Origin of the sequence: Apibacter adventoris (genome assembly GCF_002964965.1) — a bacterium.
Classification (GTDB): domain Bacteria; phylum Bacteroidota; class Bacteroidia; order Flavobacteriales; family Weeksellaceae; genus Apibacter; species Apibacter adventoris.
The window spans coordinates 144,705-165,551 of record NZ_PSZN01000003.1 but is presented as its reverse complement, the minus strand read 5'-3'; the positions used below and the strand labels follow the sequence as shown (position 1 = coordinate 165,551).

18 protein-coding genes and 1 rRNA gene are annotated in these 20,847 nt (G+C 29.1%); 11 read left to right on the top strand and 8 right to left on the bottom strand.

Translation table 11 applies throughout. The features are described 5' to 3' along the window. A 16S ribosomal RNA gene (locus C4S76_RS02495) occupies positions 1-1,158 on the bottom strand; the annotation flags it as partial. Positions 1,159-1,719: 561 nt separating this feature from the next. Between C4S76_RS02495 and radA the strand changes: the two genes are divergently transcribed. From radA to C4S76_RS02480, 3 genes are all read left to right on the top strand, one after another. Then, positions 1,720-3,078: a DNA repair protein RadA gene (radA, locus tag C4S76_RS02490; RefSeq protein ID WP_105192338.1), complete on the top strand. Its 1,359-nt coding sequence runs from the start codon at positions 1,720-1,722 to the stop codon at positions 3,076-3,078. 176 nt (positions 3,079-3,254) lie between these two features. Then, the gene (locus C4S76_RS02485) at positions 3,255-4,145 is read left to right on the top strand and encodes a M23 family metallopeptidase (protein ID WP_105192336.1); all 891 of its coding nucleotides are present in this window, start codon (positions 3,255-3,257) and stop codon (positions 4,143-4,145) included. An 18-nt stretch (positions 4,146-4,163) separates the two neighbouring features. Continuing rightward, the gene (locus C4S76_RS02480; RefSeq protein WP_105192334.1) at positions 4,164-4,565 is read left to right on the top strand and encodes a bactofilin family protein; all 402 of its coding nucleotides are present in this window, start codon (positions 4,164-4,166) and stop codon (positions 4,563-4,565) included. A gap of 49 nt (positions 4,566-4,614) precedes the next feature. On the opposite strand, the gene C4S76_RS02475 is transcribed toward C4S76_RS02480, so the two are convergent. Next, positions 4,615-5,880: an NAD(P)/FAD-dependent oxidoreductase gene (locus C4S76_RS02475; protein ID WP_105192332.1), complete on the bottom strand. Its 1,266-nt coding sequence runs from the start codon at positions 5,878-5,880 to the stop codon at positions 4,615-4,617. Positions 5,881-6,009: 129 nt separating this feature from the next. Here C4S76_RS02475 and C4S76_RS02470 point away from each other — a divergent pair, with 129 nt between their 5' ends. Next, a complete protein-coding gene (locus tag C4S76_RS02470) occupies positions 6,010-6,603 on the top strand; it encodes a DUF3109 family protein (protein WP_105192330.1) in 594 nt (197 codons plus the stop codon). Between the two features lie 30 nt (positions 6,604-6,633). Here the strand turns inward: C4S76_RS02470 and C4S76_RS02465 are convergent, their stop codons facing one another. The 5 genes from C4S76_RS02465 to tamL all read right to left on the bottom strand — a co-directional run bounded on the left by C4S76_RS02465 (position 6,634) and on the right by tamL (position 12,774). Continuing rightward, positions 6,634-7,152 (bottom strand): TlpA family protein disulfide reductase, encoded by a 519-nt coding sequence (locus tag C4S76_RS02465; RefSeq protein ID WP_105192352.1) that lies wholly within the window; start codon positions 7,150-7,152, stop codon positions 6,634-6,636. A 22-nt stretch (positions 7,153-7,174) separates the two neighbouring features. After that, positions 7,175-7,903: an LPS export ABC transporter ATP-binding protein gene (gene lptB / locus C4S76_RS02460; RefSeq protein WP_105192328.1), complete on the bottom strand. Its 729-nt coding sequence runs from the start codon at positions 7,901-7,903 to the stop codon at positions 7,175-7,177. Between the two features lie 167 nt (positions 7,904-8,070). Then, a complete protein-coding gene (locus tag C4S76_RS02455) occupies positions 8,071-8,535 on the bottom strand; it encodes a TspO/MBR family protein (protein ID WP_105192325.1) in 465 nt (154 codons plus the stop codon). Positions 8,536-8,748: 213 nt separating this feature from the next. Beyond that, positions 8,749-9,897: a sensor histidine kinase gene (locus tag C4S76_RS02450; RefSeq protein ID WP_105192323.1), complete on the bottom strand. Its 1,149-nt coding sequence runs from the start codon at positions 9,895-9,897 to the stop codon at positions 8,749-8,751. Positions 9,898-9,912: 15 nt separating this feature from the next. After that, complete coding sequence (gene tamL / locus C4S76_RS02445) at positions 9,913-12,774, bottom strand: translocation and assembly module lipoprotein TamL (RefSeq protein ID WP_105192321.1); 2,862 nt, start codon at positions 12,772-12,774, stop codon at positions 9,913-9,915. Positions 12,775-12,777: 3 nt separating this feature from the next. Between tamL and C4S76_RS02440 the strand changes: the two genes are divergently transcribed. The 6 genes from C4S76_RS02440 (at position 12,778) to C4S76_RS02415 (ending at position 18,301) form a co-directional block, all read left to right on the top strand. Beyond that, positions 12,778-13,512, top strand: coding sequence for an RNA methyltransferase (locus tag C4S76_RS02440; protein WP_105192319.1), 735 nt, complete (start codon positions 12,778-12,780; stop codon positions 13,510-13,512). A 61-nt stretch (positions 13,513-13,573) separates the two neighbouring features. Then, a complete protein-coding gene (locus C4S76_RS02435; RefSeq protein ID WP_105192317.1) occupies positions 13,574-14,335 on the top strand; it encodes a lipopolysaccharide kinase InaA family protein in 762 nt (253 codons plus the stop codon). Between the two features lie 21 nt (positions 14,336-14,356). Further along, positions 14,357-15,322: a YheT family hydrolase gene (locus C4S76_RS02430; protein WP_105192315.1), complete on the top strand. Its 966-nt coding sequence runs from the start codon at positions 14,357-14,359 to the stop codon at positions 15,320-15,322. Positions 15,323-15,466: 144 nt separating this feature from the next. Beyond that, the gene (locus C4S76_RS02425) at positions 15,467-16,033 is read left to right on the top strand and encodes a cob(I)yrinic acid a,c-diamide adenosyltransferase (RefSeq protein ID WP_105192313.1); all 567 of its coding nucleotides are present in this window, start codon (positions 15,467-15,469) and stop codon (positions 16,031-16,033) included. A gap of 215 nt (positions 16,034-16,248) precedes the next feature. Then, on the top strand, positions 16,249-16,860 hold the full coding sequence (locus C4S76_RS02420) for a thiamine diphosphokinase (protein ID WP_105192311.1): 612 nt from the start codon (positions 16,249-16,251) through the stop codon (positions 16,858-16,860). 7 nt (positions 16,861-16,867) lie between these two features. Then, the gene (locus C4S76_RS02415) at positions 16,868-18,301 is read left to right on the top strand and encodes a hypothetical protein (RefSeq protein ID WP_105192309.1); all 1,434 of its coding nucleotides are present in this window, start codon (positions 16,868-16,870) and stop codon (positions 18,299-18,301) included. A gap of 12 nt (positions 18,302-18,313) precedes the next feature. Here the strand turns inward: C4S76_RS02415 and ffh are convergent, their stop codons facing one another. Next, a complete protein-coding gene (gene ffh, locus C4S76_RS02410; RefSeq protein ID WP_105192307.1) occupies positions 18,314-19,663 on the bottom strand; it encodes a signal recognition particle protein in 1,350 nt (449 codons plus the stop codon). A gap of 179 nt (positions 19,664-19,842) precedes the next feature. Between ffh and C4S76_RS02405 the strand changes: the two genes are divergently transcribed. After that, complete coding sequence (locus C4S76_RS02405) at positions 19,843-20,775, top strand: manganese-dependent inorganic pyrophosphatase (RefSeq protein WP_105192305.1); 933 nt, start codon at positions 19,843-19,845, stop codon at positions 20,773-20,775. The last annotated feature ends 72 nt before the right edge of the window (positions 20,776-20,847 follow it).

The following is a 20,847-nucleotide window of genomic DNA, read 5'->3' as shown; positions in this document are numbered from 1 at the left end:
TTTGCACTGGCAGTCTCATTAGAGTTCCCGGCTTTACCCGTTGGCAACTAATGATAAGGGTTGCGCTCGTTATAGGACTTAACCTGACACCTCACGGCACGAGCTGACGACAACCATGCAGCACCTTGAAAATTGTCCGAAGAAATACTTATTTCTAAGTACGTCAATTCCCATTTAAGCCCTGGTAAGGTTCCTCGCGTATCATCGAATTAAACCACATGCTCCACCGCTTGTGCGGGCCCCCGTCAATTCCTTTGAGTTTCAACCTTGCGGTCGTACTCCCCAGGTGGGATACTTATTACTTTCGCTTAGTCACTGAGAATTTACTCCCCAACAACGAGTATCCATCGTTTACAGCGTGGACTACCAGGGTATCTAATCCTGTTCGCTCCCCACGCTTTCGTCCCTTAGCGTCAATCGGTATTTAGTAACCTGCCTTCGCAATCGGTGTTCTGTGTAATATCTATGCATTTCACCGCTACACTACACATTCCAGCTACTTCAATACTATTCAAGACTCGCAGTATCTATGGCAGTTCTACAGTTAAGCTGTAGGATTTCACCACTGACTTACAAATCCGCCTACGGACCCTTTAAACCCAATAAATCCGGATAACGCTCGCATCCTCCGTATTACCGCGGCTGCTGGCACGGAGTTAGCCGATGCTTATTCGTATGGTACATTCAGCACATTACACGTAATGTGGTTTATTCCCATACAAAAGAAGTTTAAAACCCATAGGGCTGTCGTCCTTCACGCGGGATGGCTGGATCAGGCTCTCACCCATTGTCCAATATTCCTCACTGCTGCCTCCCGTAGGAGTCTGGTCCGTGTCTCAGTTCCAGTGTGGGGGTTCACCCTCTCAGGCCCCCTAAGGATCATTGCCTTGGTAAGCCGTTACCTTACCAACTAACTAATCCTACGCATGCCTATCTATATCCGATAAATCCTTTTAATACAATGTAAGGCTACATTATATGTTATCCGGTATTAATCCGAGTTTCCCCGGGCTATCCCCGTGATATAGGTAAGTTACATACGCGTTACGCACCCGTACGCCGGTCTCTCTTGAAGCAAGCTCCAAAATACCCCTCGGCTTGCATGTGTTAGGCCTCCCGCTAGCGTTCATCCTGAGCCAGGATCAAACTCTCCATTGTAATTCTTTTTAATTTTACAAAAGTTTTCCCTGTACCCTAATTTTTAATAGAGCTTTCCCAAGTCGTTTTTGCTACTTTTTATCTTAAAATTTTTATGTCAATGATCTGTTCGTTTTCAATTTAATATTTTGTTATTATTAAATTGGAGTGCAAAGATAGGACTTTTTTTATTGCTTCCAAATTTTTACAAAACTTTTTTTTAATATTTTTTTTATATTTTTGATAATGCATTAATTATCTGTAAGTAATGAATCAATTATTATTTTTATTTAAATCTCTTTAATATTATTTATCAAGTTAAATCTTTCTTATTAAAATATGTTAATCATAATTTTTATTAGTAGTATATCTATCTATAAGTTAAATTATTTAAAAATTTCATTTTACAAATTTTAAATTTTATTGTATTATTACTATCCATAAAAAGGGTAAATATAACCTAATCTCTTTTCTCGTTCTTATGATTTTTTTAATAAAATTTTTTATAGATAATATTTTAATTATACTCATTATCTTTTATAATAACTTTAACTTTGTAAATATTTAAATTAAACAGAATAAATGAAAAAGACAAAAACAACTTTTTTTTGTCAAAATTGTGGAACTCAATACCCCAAATGGGTAGGCCAATGTAAGGTTTGTGGTGAATGGAATACTATTGTTGAGGAATTGGTAGTGATGGAAAAAGAAAATAAATATAATTCATCTTTTACTGATAAAAAGCCTAAAAATACAATACATAGAATAACTGAAATATCCTCACAAGAGGAAACGCGTATTATCACTGGTAATCTGGAATTAGATAATCTTTTAGGGGGAGGAATTGTTCCCGGTAGCGTTATTTTAATAGGTGGAGAACCTGGAGTGGGAAAATCAACACTTTTATTACAAATTTCGTTACAAATATCTAAAAAAGTTTTATATGTATCCGGAGAAGAAAGTAATAACCAGATTAAAATGAGGGCCGACAGAATGGAAATACTTAATTCTGATTGCTATATTTTAACTGAAATTCAAACTCAAAAAATTATAAAAAAAGCGCAAGAACTAAAACCAGATCTTGTAGTGATAGATTCCATACAGACTTTATATTCTTCTTATATTGAATCTTCTCCCGGAAGTATTTCTCAAATAAGAGAGTGCACATCAGAATTAATTAAATTTGCAAAAGAAACTTCTGTTCCTGTTATTTTAATAGGACATATTAATAAAGAAGGCACTATTGCCGGACCTAAGATTTTAGAACATATGGTAGATGTAGTCCTACAATTCGAAGGGGATAGAAATTATATTTTCCGTCTACTGAGAGCCAACAAAAACAGATATGGATCTACTTCTGGATTAGGTATCTATGAAATGTTTTCATCGGGACTAAAGGAGATCAAAAATCCTTCTGAAATATTGATATCTAAAAAAGATGAGAATCTATCTGGCAATGCTATTGGGGTTACTCTTGAGGGTTTACGTCCTATGTTAGTTGAAATTCAAGCACTTGTATCTACAGCCGTGTATGGTACTCCGCAAAGGGTTACAACGGGATTTGATGCAAAGAGACTCAATATGTTACTGGCTGTATTAGAAAAAAGAGCCGGTTTTCACTTAGGGGTAAAAGACGTTTTTTTAAATATTACAGGGGGCATTAGAATAGACGATCCCGCTATTGATTTAGCGGTAATAAGTGCTATTTTATCTTCTAACGAAGATATACCTTTACCTGATAATTGCCTTTTTACTGGAGAGGTAGGATTAAGTGGAGAAATTAGAGCTGTAAATCGAATTGAACAAAGAATTTTAGAAGGTGAAAAATTAGGTTATGATGTTATTTTTATTTCTAAATATAATAAAATTGATACAAAGAAATATAATATAAGAGTTGAAAAAGTATCTAAAGTAGAAGATATTTATAAAATTTTATTTTGAAAAGTTTCTTGTTTCCTTTGTTAATTTAACTTTCCTATTCTTTTCTTTATTAATAAAATATAAAAAAAATATCTCGTTGTTTTATTAAAGAATTGTTAAATTTTTATTTTATTTTTTGTATTTACTAAATATCTAATACTTTTACTGCTCATTTTAATAATAATGTTAAATTTTCTATGAAAAATTCTAACTATTCGACCATTATAATTACCAATAAACACAGTAACAAGACTAAAATATACACAATAAAGGATAAACATGTAAAAAATATTGCTCTTTATAAAAAAATGGTTTTTTATTTTTCTTTGTTTACTTTAATTTTATTTTTTAGTTTTTTTATTTTTATAAAATATGAGAGACATGAAAAAGAAAAATTATATAATAAAGTTGTAATGCTTGAAAACAAACTGGGAAATAAATTAAATAATCAAAAAAACAATAAGAATTCAATTCATCAAAAGCTAGATAATCTTAATAAAGCAGAAGAATATTTACTTAAAATTGAAAAATATTTAAATGAACGTGAAGTTAAAACCCTAACATCTTCTAAAAGAAATGAAAGAAATACTCGTTCTGAAGTAGGTGGAGAATATTATTCTGTAGAAGAAATGAATTCTGATTTAATTAAATCTAAGCAAGAAAGAGTTTCGGAGATACTAAATAAAATTCAATCTATTCCTATAGGACTTCCACATATTGGTCGTCTTACTTCTACTTTTGGTGTAAGGGGAAATCCTTTTTCTCATCAAGGAGGAGAATTTCATCCTGGTTTAGATTTAGCAGGTACAATTGGAGATCCTATTAAAAGCACCGCGGATGGAAAAGTTATTTTTGCAAGTATTAAAGGTGGTTATGGAAACTGTGTAATTATTAAACATGCATACAAATATGAAACCCTTTATGGGCATTTATCTGAAATTGATGTTAAAGTCGGTCAAAATATAAAAGCGGGAGACGTTATTGGAAAATTAGGTAGTACTGGCAGATCGACCGGACCACATGTTCATTATGAAATTATACATAATAACGAAAAGAAAAATCCTATAAATTATTTATATATTCCATAAACTAAATATTTAAAATATATGTTCGCATCAAAAAAAAATGATTCTTCTAAATCAATACCTGAAAATATTACTACAATTATTGCGGAACATTGTTCTATTGATGGCTCTATAGAATGCAAAGATTATGTAAGAATAGATGGACATGTTTTAGGCAATGTTGTAAATAAGGAAGGTGGAGTTATACTTGGAAAAACAGGCATGGTAAAAGGAGACATTAAAGCTAAAGAATTGATTGTTTTTGGCATTGTTGAAGGTAATATACATGTTGACAATTTATCTCTAAAAGAATCCGGAACCATCTTAGGAAATATGGAACTTAAAAATTTTACAGTTGAAAACGGAGCTGTTTATAAAGGTACTGTAAGCATGGATACTTCTATTTCTGACTCTGTTCCTCAAAATCAAAAAAATAAAAATTAAAAGTATGTCCATATTTAAAAAATATGGACATTTTATGTGAGTTTTATAGTTATTTTTTAGGCTCTCCTATTTTATAATTTATACCTAACGAAGTGTTTTTAGAAAAATACATCGTTAGCCATCTATAAAAGGTATTCAATTTATTTCCTATAGATACTAATGATATTAAATGAATAGATGACCATATAGCCCAAGCAAAAAAACCTTTAAGAAACATTTTGGGAGCGACTAAATCTGCTACAGCTTTATTTTTACCAATAATAGCCATTGATCCTTTATCTATGTAATGAAAGGGTTTCCAATCCTTGCCATTTATTTCCCTTTGCAGATTTTTTGCTAAATTTTCTCCTTGTTGCATGGCTACTTGTGCTAATTGTGGATGCCCTTCTGAAAATTTAGGATCGGTAGTCATAATACAAGTATCTCCTACAGCAAATATATTATCATAACCTTTTACTTTATTAAATTCATCTACCTGCATTCTTCTACCTCTGGCATATAAATCTTTAGGTAAGCCATCAAAAACCCTGGATGTTACTCCTGCTGTCCAAATAATAGTTTTAGTATCGATTTTGGTTCCATTAGCAAAAAAAATAGAATTTTCATCACAATCTTTTACTTGGGTATTTAATAAAATTTCTACTCCTAATTTTTTCAACGTATCATATGAAACTTTATGTGATTTATCGCTCATAGGTCCTAAAAGTACATCTGATCCTTCTACCAGATAAACATTTACTTTCGATTTTAATTCACGATAATCTAAAGGAATCATATGATTCATAATTTCCCGTACTACCCCAGCAATCTCTACTCCAGCAGGCCCACCTCCTGTTATAACAATATTTAATAATTGTTTTTGCTTATCCAAATCCTCTTCTCTTGAAGCCTTTTCTAATCTCTCCAAAAGTGTATTTCTTAGTAATAAAGCATCATTTAAAGTTTTCATAGGAATAGAAAATTTTTCTATGTTTTCCATTCCAAAATAATTACTTTGTGTTCCTGTACCTATTATAAGAATATCATAATCTATTTCTCCATTAGATAATATAACTTTATTCTCTTCAGGCTTTACTTCAATTAATTCGGCCTGACGAAAACGTACATTCTTTTTATGTCTTATAAATCTTCTGAAAGGATAACTTATGGCTACTGGGTCTAATACACTGGCTGCTACCTGATATATAAGGGGAGGAAAAAAATTGTAATTATTCTTATCTATTAAGACAATTTCATAATTCTTATCATTTTTTAACTGCGTTAAGATATTTATACCGGCAAAACCACCACCAATTAGTAAAATTTTTTTTTTCATATGTAAAGTTTTATATATTTAAGTGAAATCAAATGCATAACAAATACTTCGCCAAAAACAATTTATTTACTATTTTTTTAAATTTAATATAAATTATAACCGTACCTTTGCCTTTATACTTTTTACTATATGATTCAAATAGACGACACTATTATTTCTTTAGATGTTTTTCGTAAAAAATTTGTTTGTAACCTTAATAAATGTAAGGGTATTTGTTGTGTAGAAGGAGATTCGGGAGCTCCTCTAGATAAAGATGAATTACCTATACTAGACAGAATTTACTCTAAAGTTTCTCCTTATCTAAGAGAGAAAGGTCGAAGAGCTATTGAAAAACAAGGCAAATATATTACTGATTTTGATGGAGATTATGTCACTCCTCTAATTGATGGGGAAGAGTGCGCATATGTTATTTTTGATGAAAATCAAACAGCTAAATGTGGTATAGAAAAAGCCTATGAGGAGGGGAAAATAGAGTATAAAAAACCTATATCTTGTCACCTATATCCGATAAGGTTACAAAAATTGCGTAAATATATCGCTGTTAACTATGATGAATGGTACATTTGTTCTGATGCCTGTGTTTTGGGAAAAGAATTAAAAGTTAGAGTATTTGAATTTTTAAAAGAACCTTTGATACGAAAATTTGGAGAGGATTGGTACGCTCAATTAATAGAAGCCGGACAACTTATAGAGGATAGCCTACCCAAAATAAAAATAAATTAATTAAATATTTTTCATCTATTTATCTTATAATTATTGCAATAATAAATTTATAGTTTCTTGAAGTTCGGGATCTTTTGCTGAAATTGCATAATATTTGGCTATTTTACCTTTAGTATCGATAACCATGTAACGAGGAATCCAATTCAAATCAATAAATTCGTTAAAAGGATTTTTCCAACCAGAAGAAAACCAGTAGTTATCACCCATAGATAAATTATATTTTTCTATACCTTTTTTCCAAGCATCCTCAGATCTGTCTAAAGATAAGTATATAAAATCTACTTGTGGATTATTTTCACTAAGTTTATGAGTTTCAGGCATACTTAATAGACAATCTTTACACCAACTTGCCCAAAATTCTATTACGACTATTTTGCCCAAATGTTTTTTTAATACAGAATGCATTGAAGTTTTGTCTCCTTCTATATTATCTACAGTTTGCATCAATGATTCTTGGCTAAACTCTTTCTTTAGGTTTTCTGGAACTTTTTGTGCTGTCAATGGGTAAAATAGAAAACTTAATAAAAAAGAATAAAAAATATGTCTCATGGATCTATTGATTATTAAAACTTTAGATTTTTTCAAAACGAAAGTTTTCACCTAAATATACTTGTCGAACCAAAGGATCATTAGCTAAATCCTCTGGATACCCTTCTTTTAATATATTTCCTTCAAACATTATGTATGTACGATTGGTGATTGCTAAAGTTTGTTGTACGTTATGGTCTGTAATTAATATACCTATATTTTTATTTACCAAAGAACGAACGATTTTTTGTATATCTTCTACTGCAATTGGGTCTACTCCAGCAAAAGGTTCGTCTAATAGAATAAATTTAGGATCTGTAGCCAGACAACGAGCTATTTCACACCTTCTACGTTCACCACCTGAAAGTAAATCCCCTCTATTTTTTCGAACATGTTCCAAACCAAATTCTTCAATAAGTGAATCTGTTTTGGTTTTTATTTCATTTTTAGAAAGTTTAGTCATTTCCAAAACTCCCTTTATATTATCTTCTACAGACAATTTACGAAAAATTGATGCTTCTTGGGCTAAATATCCTATCCCCTTTTGTGCTCTTTTGTACATAGCATCTTGGGTAATATCTATTTTATCTAAAAAAATTTCTCCTTGTGTGGGCTTTATCAAGCCTACTATCATATAAAAAGTTGTAGTTTTCCCTGCCCCATTAGGTCCTAAAAGACCAACAATTTCTCCTCTTTGTACATTTAGGGAAACATCTTTTACTACCCTTTTACTTCCATATGTTTTGATTAAATGGTCTCCTTTTAAAATCATAGGTTCAAAAATAATATTTTTTTTAATCCGTAGATGATAGAATATTGTTAATTTTTTACTAAGTGATGATAAAACACAGAATAAACAAAATTTCTATTTTTTTTAGATTATTAAATTTTTGTAATTAATATTAAATGAAATGAGTCATGAAACAAATCTCTTGTTTTTTAATTATATATTACAATATAACTGTTTAAATAAGTGGCCAATCCCAACCAAATTATATAAGGAAAAAACAACCAAGCGCTTATTTTTTGTATAGAATAACACTTAAATGTAAAAATTAAAACAGCACAATCTAGCAAAATAATGTTAATAAGTCCTAAAAGAGGGTTTTGATAATAAAAGAAAGAAATACTCCAAGTAAAATTGAAAAATAATTGTATACAAAAATAAAATACTGCAGATTTTTTTTGTAAACCCTTTAAATTGAAAATGAGCCCAATGGATATGCCCATACATAAGTAAATAATACCCCAAGCTATAGGAAAGGCTATATTTGGCGGTGATAATATTGATTTATGTAAATATGGATACCAAGTTCTAAGCGAATCAGATTGAAAATACTTAGCTGTACTACCAATTAATAAACAAATAAATGTTGGGACTATTATATTACACCATTTTTTCATATGATTAATTTTTTTTAATACAACAATATTTATAACACAAAAATAATTTTAAATTATATATTATTTTTTTATTAATCACTGGAATTTATCTATAATATTACCATTGGATTTTACCTTCTTAATTAATAATAATACTATAGCTTTTTAATAAAACAAATAAAGGAATTATATATTTTTTATTTTAAGGCTTAGTATTTTGCAGTATAAGCGGTATTATTTTTTTAACATAATTCTGAATGTAGTACCTTTTTGAACTTCTGTATGTAATACAAATATTTTTCCGTGATGATAGTCTTCAATGATTCTTCGGGCTAAAGATAGACCTAAACCCCAACCTCTTTTTTTAGTAGTAAATCCGGGCCTGAATATTTTTTTAGTGTTTGGAGATGAAATTCCAGAACCTGTATCTGAAATATCTATGTATAAATGATGTTTATTTTCCTTTATTTCCAGTTTTATATATCCTTCACCTTTCATAGCATCAGCTGCATTTTTTACAAGATTTTCTATAACCCAACTAAACAAAGATATGTTCAATTTTACTGGCATAGGTTTCTCCGGTGCCTGAAAACAAAATTGAATATGGTTGGATACTCTATTTTCCAGATAATAAAATGCTTGTTGTGAAACTTGTACTAAGTCTGCTTCTTCCAAGGAAGGTAAAGAACCTATTTTAGAAAACCTATCTGTAATGGTAAGAAGACGAGTTACATCTTTTTCTATATTCTGAACAGGTTTGGGATCTATCGGTTCATTTTTGAGGATTTCTACCCACCCTATAATTGAGGAAAGAGGAGTTCCTATTTGATGTGCTGTTTCTTTTGCCATACCTGCCCACAAAAGGCTTTGCTCTGTTTTTTTGGTTAATTTGTAATACCAGTAAGTAAACCAAAAGAACAGGGTAATAAAAAGAAATAACAATATGGGATAGTATTCTAACTGGGAAAGAAATATAGAGTTTTTATAATATACATATTGTTTTCCAAAAGGTAAAATTATAGGGATGGGAGCATAGGTGTCTCCCATATTTTTTAATTCTTTTTTTAGTTTTCCGGGATTAGATATAATTTTTTTATCAACATTTTTTGAATCCAGATAATTACCTTTTTCATCTACTAAAATAACAGGAATAGTAGTATTTTGCTCTATTAATTGTACTAAAAATAGCTGTGTATTGGAGGGTAATGACTGTTCTGTATTTAATAATTGTAAGGTTTTTGCATAATTAGTTATTTTTACGGATTCTTCTTTTTTTAATTGATAGACCTTTTCATTAGAAAAAATAACAGTTATTACAGCTACCATAAGAGCTACAAAATATCCTAATGAGTTACTGAGCCTTATACTAGAATAGAATTTCATTATAATAGTTTTAAATTAAAACGGATAATCTATAGCAAAATTAATTTGTGGTTTTAAAGGTTTAATGTATTTAAAATACCAACGATCATCTTCATCTCTTGTAGGATCATGGAATTTATAAGCAAAATCAAAACGAATAATAAAATTGCTTATATTCCAACGAATTCCCCAACCTCCTCCAATACCTAATTCTTTATAGAAGGAATTAAATTCAAATTTATTGTGAGAATTTTTCTGAGTTCCCCATACATTGCCTGCGTCTACAAACAAAGCACCTTCAAATCCTTTACTTGGTAAAGGCAATCTATATTCTACTGAGGAAAATAACTTGAAATTATCTAAAGCTACTAATTCATAACCGTTCTTAGAACTTAATTTTGAAGTTCCAGGACCAAATCCGAAAGCTTTCCATGCTCTAACATCACTGGGTCCCCCGACAGAATAACTCCGATCAAAAGGCATATCAAAAGAATTACCATAAGGAATTCCTATACCGGCAAAAAAACGAGCATTTAAGGATCTTTTCCCTGAAAAATTCCAATATTTTCTAATATCAATATCTAATTTTATAAATTGTGAGTAAGGAACTCCAAATATTTCTTTTACTATTTTATTGTTTGAGGTTTTAAAATCTTTTAAGGAATTATTAAAGAGAGATAGTAGATTACCTGCAAATTCAACCTGAGTCCTAAAATAAAGTAGATTTTTTTTTGGAAAAAATCCTAACCTCTGATCATAAGTAAAATCATATTTAAATGATGATATTAAAACATTCTGAGTAAATCTATATCTTCGTCTTTCGACCAAATTATAATAACTATCATACAATTTCGCATTTTGTTTTTGTAAATAGTCTTGAAAAGTTCTGTCGTCTTGTAAAGTAACTAATAGCTGATCATCTTTAATAGTTTTGTTATCATTATAATCTACACCGGCCGAAGGATTATATTTAAAATAATATTTATATACTTCATTTCTTGTTTTTCCATCTTCCTCATAGATATTAAAATAATTTCCTGGATTTAGAAATTGCGTATATTGTAAATTCCAAAGAGAAATTTGATGTATGGTAGTTCGCGTTGGAGTTACATTATAAGATATTGCCGCATTATAATTATGTCTATCAAGACCAATATTGTATTGTGCATTATAACCAAGCGATATGGCAGAGGAAGGTCCCCATTTTTTAGGAACCAAACTTTTAACATTAAACGGAACTAACAATCTTGGAAAAGACAAACTGGCTTGTATTGATATTTCTGAAGCATTAAAGAGTTTTTGGTTATTTTTTTTAGACTCTATATTACCTAAAGAACCGCCAAAAGTTATACTCAGATTTTCTGCACCTCTGAAAAGATTTTTAGCTGTAAATGTTAGATTGGGGGTAATCCCAAAATTGGCAACACGAGAACTAAATGATTCAAATCCTATTTCATAAGAATATTTATCCATAGGTGATAATATTATATTAGATATAAGAGTAGAATCTGAACCTCTTTCAGCAAAGGTATTAAATCCTAAAATATTGAAATTATTTACCTTATATATATTCCTACGAGTTTCTATTTCGGAATTTAAACGATATTTATCACCTATTTTAAACACCATCATATCCGAAAGTACACGGTTTTTATATCTTCCTCCACTTTTATTTACTATAAGTATAGAATCTCGTGTTAGAGTTTTAATTTTCTTACCATTAATTTTAACAATTTTTCCTAAATTATCTTTTTTTAATTCTTTTTTTTTAACTATATAATAGGTTGAATCTATAGGCACTCCATGGTTCGGCTGATATCTGGCTCTATCTAGAGTAACATTAACCTGATTATAGGTAAACCTTTTGAAATGAGGGGCTTTTTTTATTGTATCTGATTTTAAGGAATCGGTTGATGTGTTATTATTATTCAATAAACTCTTACTTATTTTTAAGGTTACAGGAACTTCATAGATACTTTTTGCAGTATCTACATAAAAAATAACTTCATCTTTTAAATCATTAAATCCAAAATATCCTAAATTTTTAAAAATATTTTCTAGTTTAGAAATTTCATTTTCAAACACATATGCATCTAACCTATCTCCTTTTTTTATAATAGAATCTCTTCCAAAAATAGAATAAATAAATTTCTCCTTACTCATGGTATCTTTTTTATTTTTCAACCTTTCCTTTACATATCGTAAATACCCTGCATACATAGGATTTAAAATTCCATCATCAATATCATACTTTACAGATCCTATCGTCATAGGTCTGCCTAACCTTATATCATACTGTGTTTTGGCTTTCTTTTTATTGGTAATAAGACTATCTGTAACTATAGCTTTACGCCAACCTCTATTAATAAAGTATTTTTGTAAGTTTTCTGCAGACCCTTTAGATATATTTTCATCTATCTTTACAGGTGCTTCGCCATTATGATAAAAAAAACGATCTATCCAACGTGACTTCCCTACATATTCTTTCATATTATATTTTATGTATAAAGAGTCTAATAAACTTTGTTTTCGTTGTTTTGAGTTTACAGCGTAATATTCGCTATAAACAGAGTCAAATTTTGGGTTAGAAATATCATATAGCCAAAGTCTTAAAGGAATATAAAATAGAATTTTCCTATTAGGTTTTTGTTTTACATAGTTAGGCAATTCATCTAAATAAGGACTTCTATATTTATTTAAAATAGGTTGTCCTTTTTCATTTAAATATGGATTTCCATACAAATCCAAATACGGAGCTCCTTTTTTATCTAAATACTTAAAATTACTTTCAATAAAAAGATGTTCATTTTTAGCTACTTTATTAGTTCTACAAGAAAAAACAAAAAGTATTTGAACAAAAATTAATATCTTTAATGTAATATTGTTTTTTAATTTCATTTTATGTTGTCCTCAAGTAAAGTTAAACTTATTCAGTCTCTTAATAAAAAAAAATATAGACAAAAATATAATTTATTTGTGGTTGAAGGTATAAAAAACATTAAAGAGTTTGTTTTCTCTAATTTTTTAATTTCTAATATATATACTACGGAACCTATTCCCTTTATGCAGGAGTATCAATATCAAATTATATCTCATGAAGAATTAAAAAAAATTAGTTTTTTAAAAAATCCGCATAATGCCCTGGCTTTAGTGGAACTGCCTGATACTTTACCTCATTCTATTCAGGGAATTCAAATTGCTTTAGATTCTATACAAGATCCCGGGAATTTAGGAACTATTATACGTTTGGCAGATTGGTATGGTATAGAGCAGATTTTCTGCAGTGAAACGTCTGTAGATGTTTATAACCCTAAAGTAGTTCAAGCAACCATGGGATCTTTAGCAAGAGTACAAGTAAATTATACAGATTTAAAAAAATTATTAACTACCTCTCCTATTCCTGTTTGTACAACAGACATGGATGGAGAAAATATTTATACCTCCTGCCTTCCTCAAGAGGCTTTTCTCGTAATGGGAAATGAAGGAAATGGTATATCGGAAGATATTAAATCAATTTCCAATCTCAAGTTTACAATTCCCAGATTTGGGAAAAAACAAAAAACAGAAAGTTTAAATGTAGCAATATCTACAGGAATTATATTAAGCGAATTTTTTTCTCAAAAAGAAAAGATTTAATTTGAAAAACTAAAAATAAAAAACTATTAAAAAACTACAAAAATTAGAAATATTTGTCAATATGAAATGGAAAATTCACATTATTGAAGAATTTAAATATGAAAAACATTTGTTTTTTGATATTATTAAAAATTTCAATACACTAGGATGTCTTATATTTAAAGAAAGGAATACTTTAAGAAAGATTCATAACGATGTATTAGGTACTTTAGCTGTAAAATCTTTTAAAAAACCTATTTTAATAAACCAATATATTTATTCAACATTTAGAAAATCAAAAGCTTATCGTTCATTTTATAATGCAAAATTTTTACTTTCAAAAAATATAAATACTCCTAAGCCTATTGCTTTTTTTGAACAAAAAAAAGGTAAAAAACTAATTCACTCGTTTTATTTTTCAGAATATTATAAATATGATTTTACTTTTAGAGAACTTATTGAAAAGAAAGAAATGTTTGAAGACTGGAATATAATTTTACAGAAATTTACTGAATTTATCTATAAAGTGCATAATTCACAAATCTTATTTAAAGATTTATCTCCAGGCAATATATTAATAAAAAAAATAAACAACCTATATAAATTTTCATTAATTGATTTAAATAGAATGGCTTTTAAAGAATTATCATGGGATGATAGATTACAAAACTTTATACGATTGTCTATGACTAAAGATATGATTAAAATAATAGGCAAAACATATGCTAAACTTACAAATCGGAATGAAATAGAAACTATAAAAATATTAATTGATAAAAATCAAATTTATCTCACTAAAAAAAGCCAAAAACAAAAAATTAAAAAATTAATAGGAAAAAAATAATTTATTATTTAACTTTAATATATGCAATATATTAATCAATCAAGTTATGAGCCTCCAGACAATATTATTTATAAAAATGCTCATATATCTACTATTATACCCGGAATATTAAAAAAATATCCCATCCCACCCTATATAAGGGAGCGTTTAGAATTAAGCGATGGAGATTTTTTACTTCTGGATTGGTGGAAACAAAGTAATACTGACAAACTTATTATTATTTCTCACGGTTTAGAAGGTCATTCTAGAAGAACTTATGTCAATAGTTGTGCCAATTACTTTCATAATGACGGGTATTCTATTTTAGCATGGAACCAAAGAAGCTGTGGAGGAGAAATAAACAGGTTACCCAAATTGTATCACATGGGACTTATTGAGGATTTAAATGAGGTAATAAAGCATGCTATTAATCACGGTTATAAAGAAATTAATTTAATAGGATATTCTATGGGGGGCATTTTATCTTTAAACTTTCTTGGTCGAATGCATACTCCTTTCTGTATTAAAGCGTGTGTTACTTTTTCCACTCCTCTAGATCTCCTTTCTAATGCTGCAGTTTTCAGAAAACGTTCTAATATTATTTACCTGAAAAATTTCATGGTAGATTTTAAACGTAAACTTAAAATTAAACAATCTCAATTTCCTGAAATTTTTGATGAAAAAAAATTACGTGATATTAAATCTTTTGATGAATTAGATGATTTATTTACAGCTCCTCTATTTGGTTTTAAGAATAAAGAAGACTATTACAAAAAAAACTCGCCTTTATTTATTTTAAACCAAATAACTATTCCTACTTTAATAGTGAATGCTGAAAATGATCCGTTTTTAACACCTGAAAGTTTTTTAAATAACTTTGAGATTCCCAATCATAACCTCTACTTTGAAAAACCTAAATTTGGTGGACACGTAGGTTTTAGTTTAAAAGATACCTCTTATTCCTGGGCAGAAATAAGGGCTAAGCAATTTATTGAATCAAAATCTTAAATCTAAAAAAATACCAACTACCAATTTATTCACACACAAAACAGTTTTTTATATTTTTTTATCTATTTAAAAAAGATTGAAAAAAAAGAAATTTAAAAAGTCATTTTTTCGTAATTTACTCTTTCAATTAAATTTATATTTTATATGAAAATATATACAAAAACAGGAGATAAGGGAACTACATTATTATACGGAGGTGATCGTGTATCTAAAAATCATATGCGAATTCATACTTTTGGAGAGGTGGACGAGTTAAATTCTTATATCGGTCTGATAAGATGTTATAATAATCAAAAAAAAATTGACAACCAACTGCAAATTATACAAAATTCTTTATTTGATATAGGTGCAGAGTTAGCTACTCCAGAAAATAAGATGATCTTAACAAATGGTAAACCACGCCTTAAATCTCTAATTTCAGAAAAATATATTACCCAACTTGAAAAATGGATTGACACAATGGATGAGCAACTTCCGACTCTGACTCAGTTTATACTCCCAACAGGAAATGTTCCTACCTCTATTTCTCATATTGCAAGAACTATATGCCGACGTGTAGAAAGAAGTATTATTTCATTAACTAAAGTTGAAGAAATACGCCCTATTCTACAAAAATATTTAAACCGTTTATCTGATTATTTATTTGTTCTTGCCAGATATTTGGGAAATAAAGCCGGAATAAAGGAAACTTTTTGGACTCCAAACCAATAAAGTTTTACTATTATAATAATACTAATATATTACCATTCCTGTAATTTTAATAATTATGAATAATTTAAAAATTACCTTTTTTATTCTCTATTTTTATTGGCTGTTTTTACATATGTTTACTTAAAAATTATTTAAACGGATTATATAATTATTTATTCTTTCTTGCAGAATAAATTATTAATTTAGCAAAATGAATGTTACTTCATGGATTCCTAATGAATAAAGCCTTGCTTTTTATAAACGGAGAAATTCCTAAATCGATACCTGATTTTAATTATCCTTATTCAATCATTTCCTGTACAGATGGGGCATATACTCAATATGTATATAAATATCCTATAAAAATTAATTATATATCCGGAGATATGGATAGTATTTCTCTTCCCCATATTCCCCAAGATATTCCATTTATAATTACCCCTGACCAGAATAAAACTGATTTTCATAAAGCATTAGAAATACTTATTAATAAAGGGATTCGCGAAGTTGATATTTGGGGAGCATCGGGAAAAGAAAGTGATCATTTTATAGGAAATCTATCTACTGCTTTATTTTTTAAGAACCAAATAAAAATTACTTTTCATGATGACTATTCAATCTTTTTTTTCACTGATAAAAAAACAAAATTAAGAGGAGTAAAAAATAAAATTATTTCTCTTATTCCTTTTTTTGAAACACGAGGAATTACAACTACTGGATTACAATATCCGTTAAATAATGACGTTTTATCTTTTGCTACACGGATCGGAACTAGAAATAGGGCTTATTTGGATGATGTTTCTGTTTCTTATAGCCAAGGGGAACTTTTAATTTATATAGGAAAATAATTATTTTATGAGACTCTATCCTAAACAATATGTTATTTCTTCTCAACACAAAGTATATGCAGAAAATGCTCAGATTTACGAATGGCAGGGCTTATCTATTGCCATTTGTAAAGATGATATAGAAAAGTTAGTTATTGGTGATAATTATGTTTTTTTTGGAGAAACTTTTGATTTTGAAAACCCAAAATTACTAAATGATCAAGTAGTCAGATCTATAGATTTTTCATTGCCTTTACAATCTATAATTAAGCAAATAGACAAATGGACAGGATATTTTATTTTACTTATTAAACTTAATGATCGGTTTATATTATTGAATGATGCTTCTTCTCAATTAGAATGCTATTTTACCCATGATTCTTCTGAAATTAATTTAGCAGAGCAACCACACCTGCTATATAAATTACTAGGTGAAAAATATAGCATAGTGTCTGCAGATGTTCCACTTAATGTATTAAATAATCGACGAAATATTTTTTACAAAACTATTTATCAAAGAATAAGCAAATTAATTCCTAATCATTTTTACGATTTTCAAAATAAACAATTAATTCGTTTTTATCCTTTTCAGAAAATTGAAAAAAAGGACACTTCTTATTGTATATCTGAAATTATACGAATATTAGAAAACACCATGATTTCCTTAATGCACCGAAAACCTTTGGTTTCAGCGTTAACTTCCGGTTGGGATTCTCGTATTTTATTAGCCTGTAATAAAAAAAATATTGATAAAATTGATTTTTTCACTATAGACAAAATTCATTCTTATTCAGATATAGATGTAAAAATTGCTAAAGAAATATTGCATAGATTAGGAAAAAGGTTAAATATTTTTGAATTTAATAAATATCTGAGTAATCATTTTCCGCAAGAGGCTATATTTGTTTCTGATTATAATTCTGAAATTATTACTGATAATTTTTATCGACCTCATTTTAAAGATAAGTATTTAATTAACGGAAATATAAGTGAAGTGGGAAGGTTTTATTATCGACCCTTGCCCCAAAAATTATCTCCTAAAGATCTGGCTTATATTGTTAAATGTGAACAAGACAAATATCATTTAGATATTTTTAAAACCTGGCAAGATGATTTTGCTCAGTTTAAAAAAATGGGATATGATGAACTTGACTTTTTATATTGGGAACATAGAATTTCTAATTGGCTTGGTTCCCTAAAAACAATTTATAATATTTATACAACTGTGATTTCTCCTTTTAACAATAGATATTTACTAGATACATTATTTTCTATGGATAAAAAATATAGAGATTCACGTTTCCCAAAATATTATAAAATTATTTTACAAAAATTAGTTTCTGAATTGAATGACATCCCTGTAAATCCAATGGAATCTATACAAAAAATTAAAATATCCAAGGCTTTAAGGGTCTATCCTATAACTAAAGCCTTACGATTAAAATTTAGAAAATTACATTAAATATATAATAATTTAAAAAGGTTTTGCTCCACCTCCCATTTGTTTTGCCATAGCTTGCATCATCATTCTTCCTTGCGGGGTTTGCATCATTTTCATCATCTTACTCATTTGCTCAAACTGTTTTAATAACTGATTTATATCCTGAATGCTCCTTCCGCTTCCTTTAGCGATCCTATTTTTACGAGATGTATTAATAATTGCTGGATTTCTTCTTTCTTGAGGAGTCATAGAATAGATAAGAGCTTCAATATGTACAAATGCATCATCATCAATATTTACATCTTTTATGGCTTTTCCTACACCAGGAATCATTCCCATTAGATCTTTCATATTCCCCATCTTTTTAATTTGCTTGATTTGATTTAAGAAATCATCAAAACCAAATTGATTTTTAGCAATTTTCTTTTGAAGTTTTCGGGCTTCTTCCTCGTCAAATTGTTCCTGCGCTTTTTCAACTAAAGAAACCACATCTCCCATGCCCAAGATACGATCTGCCATCCGTTCAGGATAAAAGATATCTAAAGCTTCCATTTTTTCTCCTGTAGAAATAAATTTAATGGGTTTTTCTACAACAGTCCTTATAGTTAACGCAGCTCCTCCTCTAGTATCACCATCTAATTTTGTTAACACAACACCATTGTAATTAAGTACATCATTAAAGGCTTTAGCTGTATTTACGGCATCCTGCCCCGTCATAGAATCTACTACAAAAAGTGTTTCTTGAGGTGTTACGGCTTGATGAACATTTCTTATTTCATTCATCATTTCCTGATCTATAGCTAAACGACCAGCAGTATCTATTATTACAACGGTAAATTTATTTTGTTTTGCATAGTCTAAAGCATGTTGTGCTATTTCTACGGGATTTTTATTTTCTAATTCAGAGTATACCTCTACTCCGATTTGCTCTCCCAACACCTTTAGCTGATTTATTGCAGCAGGCCTATAAACATCTCCAGCTACTAATAAAACCTTTTTTTGTTTTTTGTTTTTAAGGTAATTAGCTAATTTCCCGGAAAATGTAGTTTTCCCTGAACCTTGTAATCCTGCAATTAATATAACCGTAGGATTCCCAGATAAATTAATGCCTACATTTTCACCCCCCATAAGTAATGCCAGCTCGTCATGTACAATTTTAACCATTAACTGCCCGGGTGAAATGGAGGTAAGTACATTTTGCCCTAAAGCTTTATCTTGTATACGTTTTGTAAGGTCTTTGGCTACTTTATAACTAACATCTGCATCTACCAGGGCTCTGCGAATTTCTTTAACTGTTTCCGCAATATTTATCTCAGTTATTTTTCCTCTTCCTGATATGTTATGTAAAGCCTTATCTAATTTATCTTGTAAGTTTTGAAACATGGTTCTTCATTATAATATTATGCAAAAATAGAAAAGTTTTAGTTAATTTAAAAATATGATACCTTTATAGAATTTAATCTTTATCTTACAATTAAAATAAGATTTTTTCAAATTATGTATCTTTGTACCCTTAATATAAAATAAACATTTTATATTATAAATAATTTAAATAATAACTCATGAGTAAAATATTAATATTCGGACATTTAAATCCTGATACAGATGCTATTACTTCTGCAATTTCTTTTTCTTATCTCCAAAATGCTATAGGTAAAAATACAGAACCTGTAGCTCTTGGGATCCCTAACGATGAAACACAGTATGCTTTAGATTATTTTAAAACGAAGACTCTGAGAGTCATTACTAAAGCTTCAGAGGAAACATTAGAGGTAATGTTGGTAGATCATAATGAATTTCAACAATCTGTTTCTGATATTTCCGACCTAACTATTGGAGCCGTCATAGATCATCATAGAATTTCGAATTTTCAAACTGTAAATCCATTATATTACCGTGCTGAACCTGTAGGTTGTACTCAAACCATTATTTTAAAGCTGTTTAAGGAAAACCATATACAAATTCCTCCTGAAATTGCAGGACTTATGTTATCCGGCATTATTTCAGATACTTTATTATTTAAGTCTCCCACTTGTACTGAAGAAGATATTAAAGCAGCCCATGAGCTGGCTTCCATTGCAGGAGTAAATGTTAATGTATATGGGCTAGACCTTCTTAAAGCGGGTACTAACATTTCTGATAAAAAAGCTGAAGAATTGTTATCTATGGATGCAAAATCTTTTGAAGTTGATGGTAAAAAAGTACGTGTGGCTCAAATAAATTGTGTTGATTTTAATGATGTTTTTTGTAAAAAAGCTGAACTGATTAATGCTATTAATAAAGAAATATCAATTCAGAATTATGATCTATTTTTATTAGTTGTAACTAATATTCTTGATAGTGATTCTAAAATTTTGGTTTTAGGTAATGCAGCTCCTATAGCAGAAAATGCTTTTGGAATTACTTTACATGAAAATGAAGCCATTTTAAAAGGTGTTGTTTCCCGTAAAAAACAAATTATCCCTCCTCTTACAAAAGCTTTATCTAACAAATAATTGTCTATTATATGATTATTTAAATGCAAAAGCAGTTATAAGTCTATAACTGCTTTTAATGTATTTTTAGGT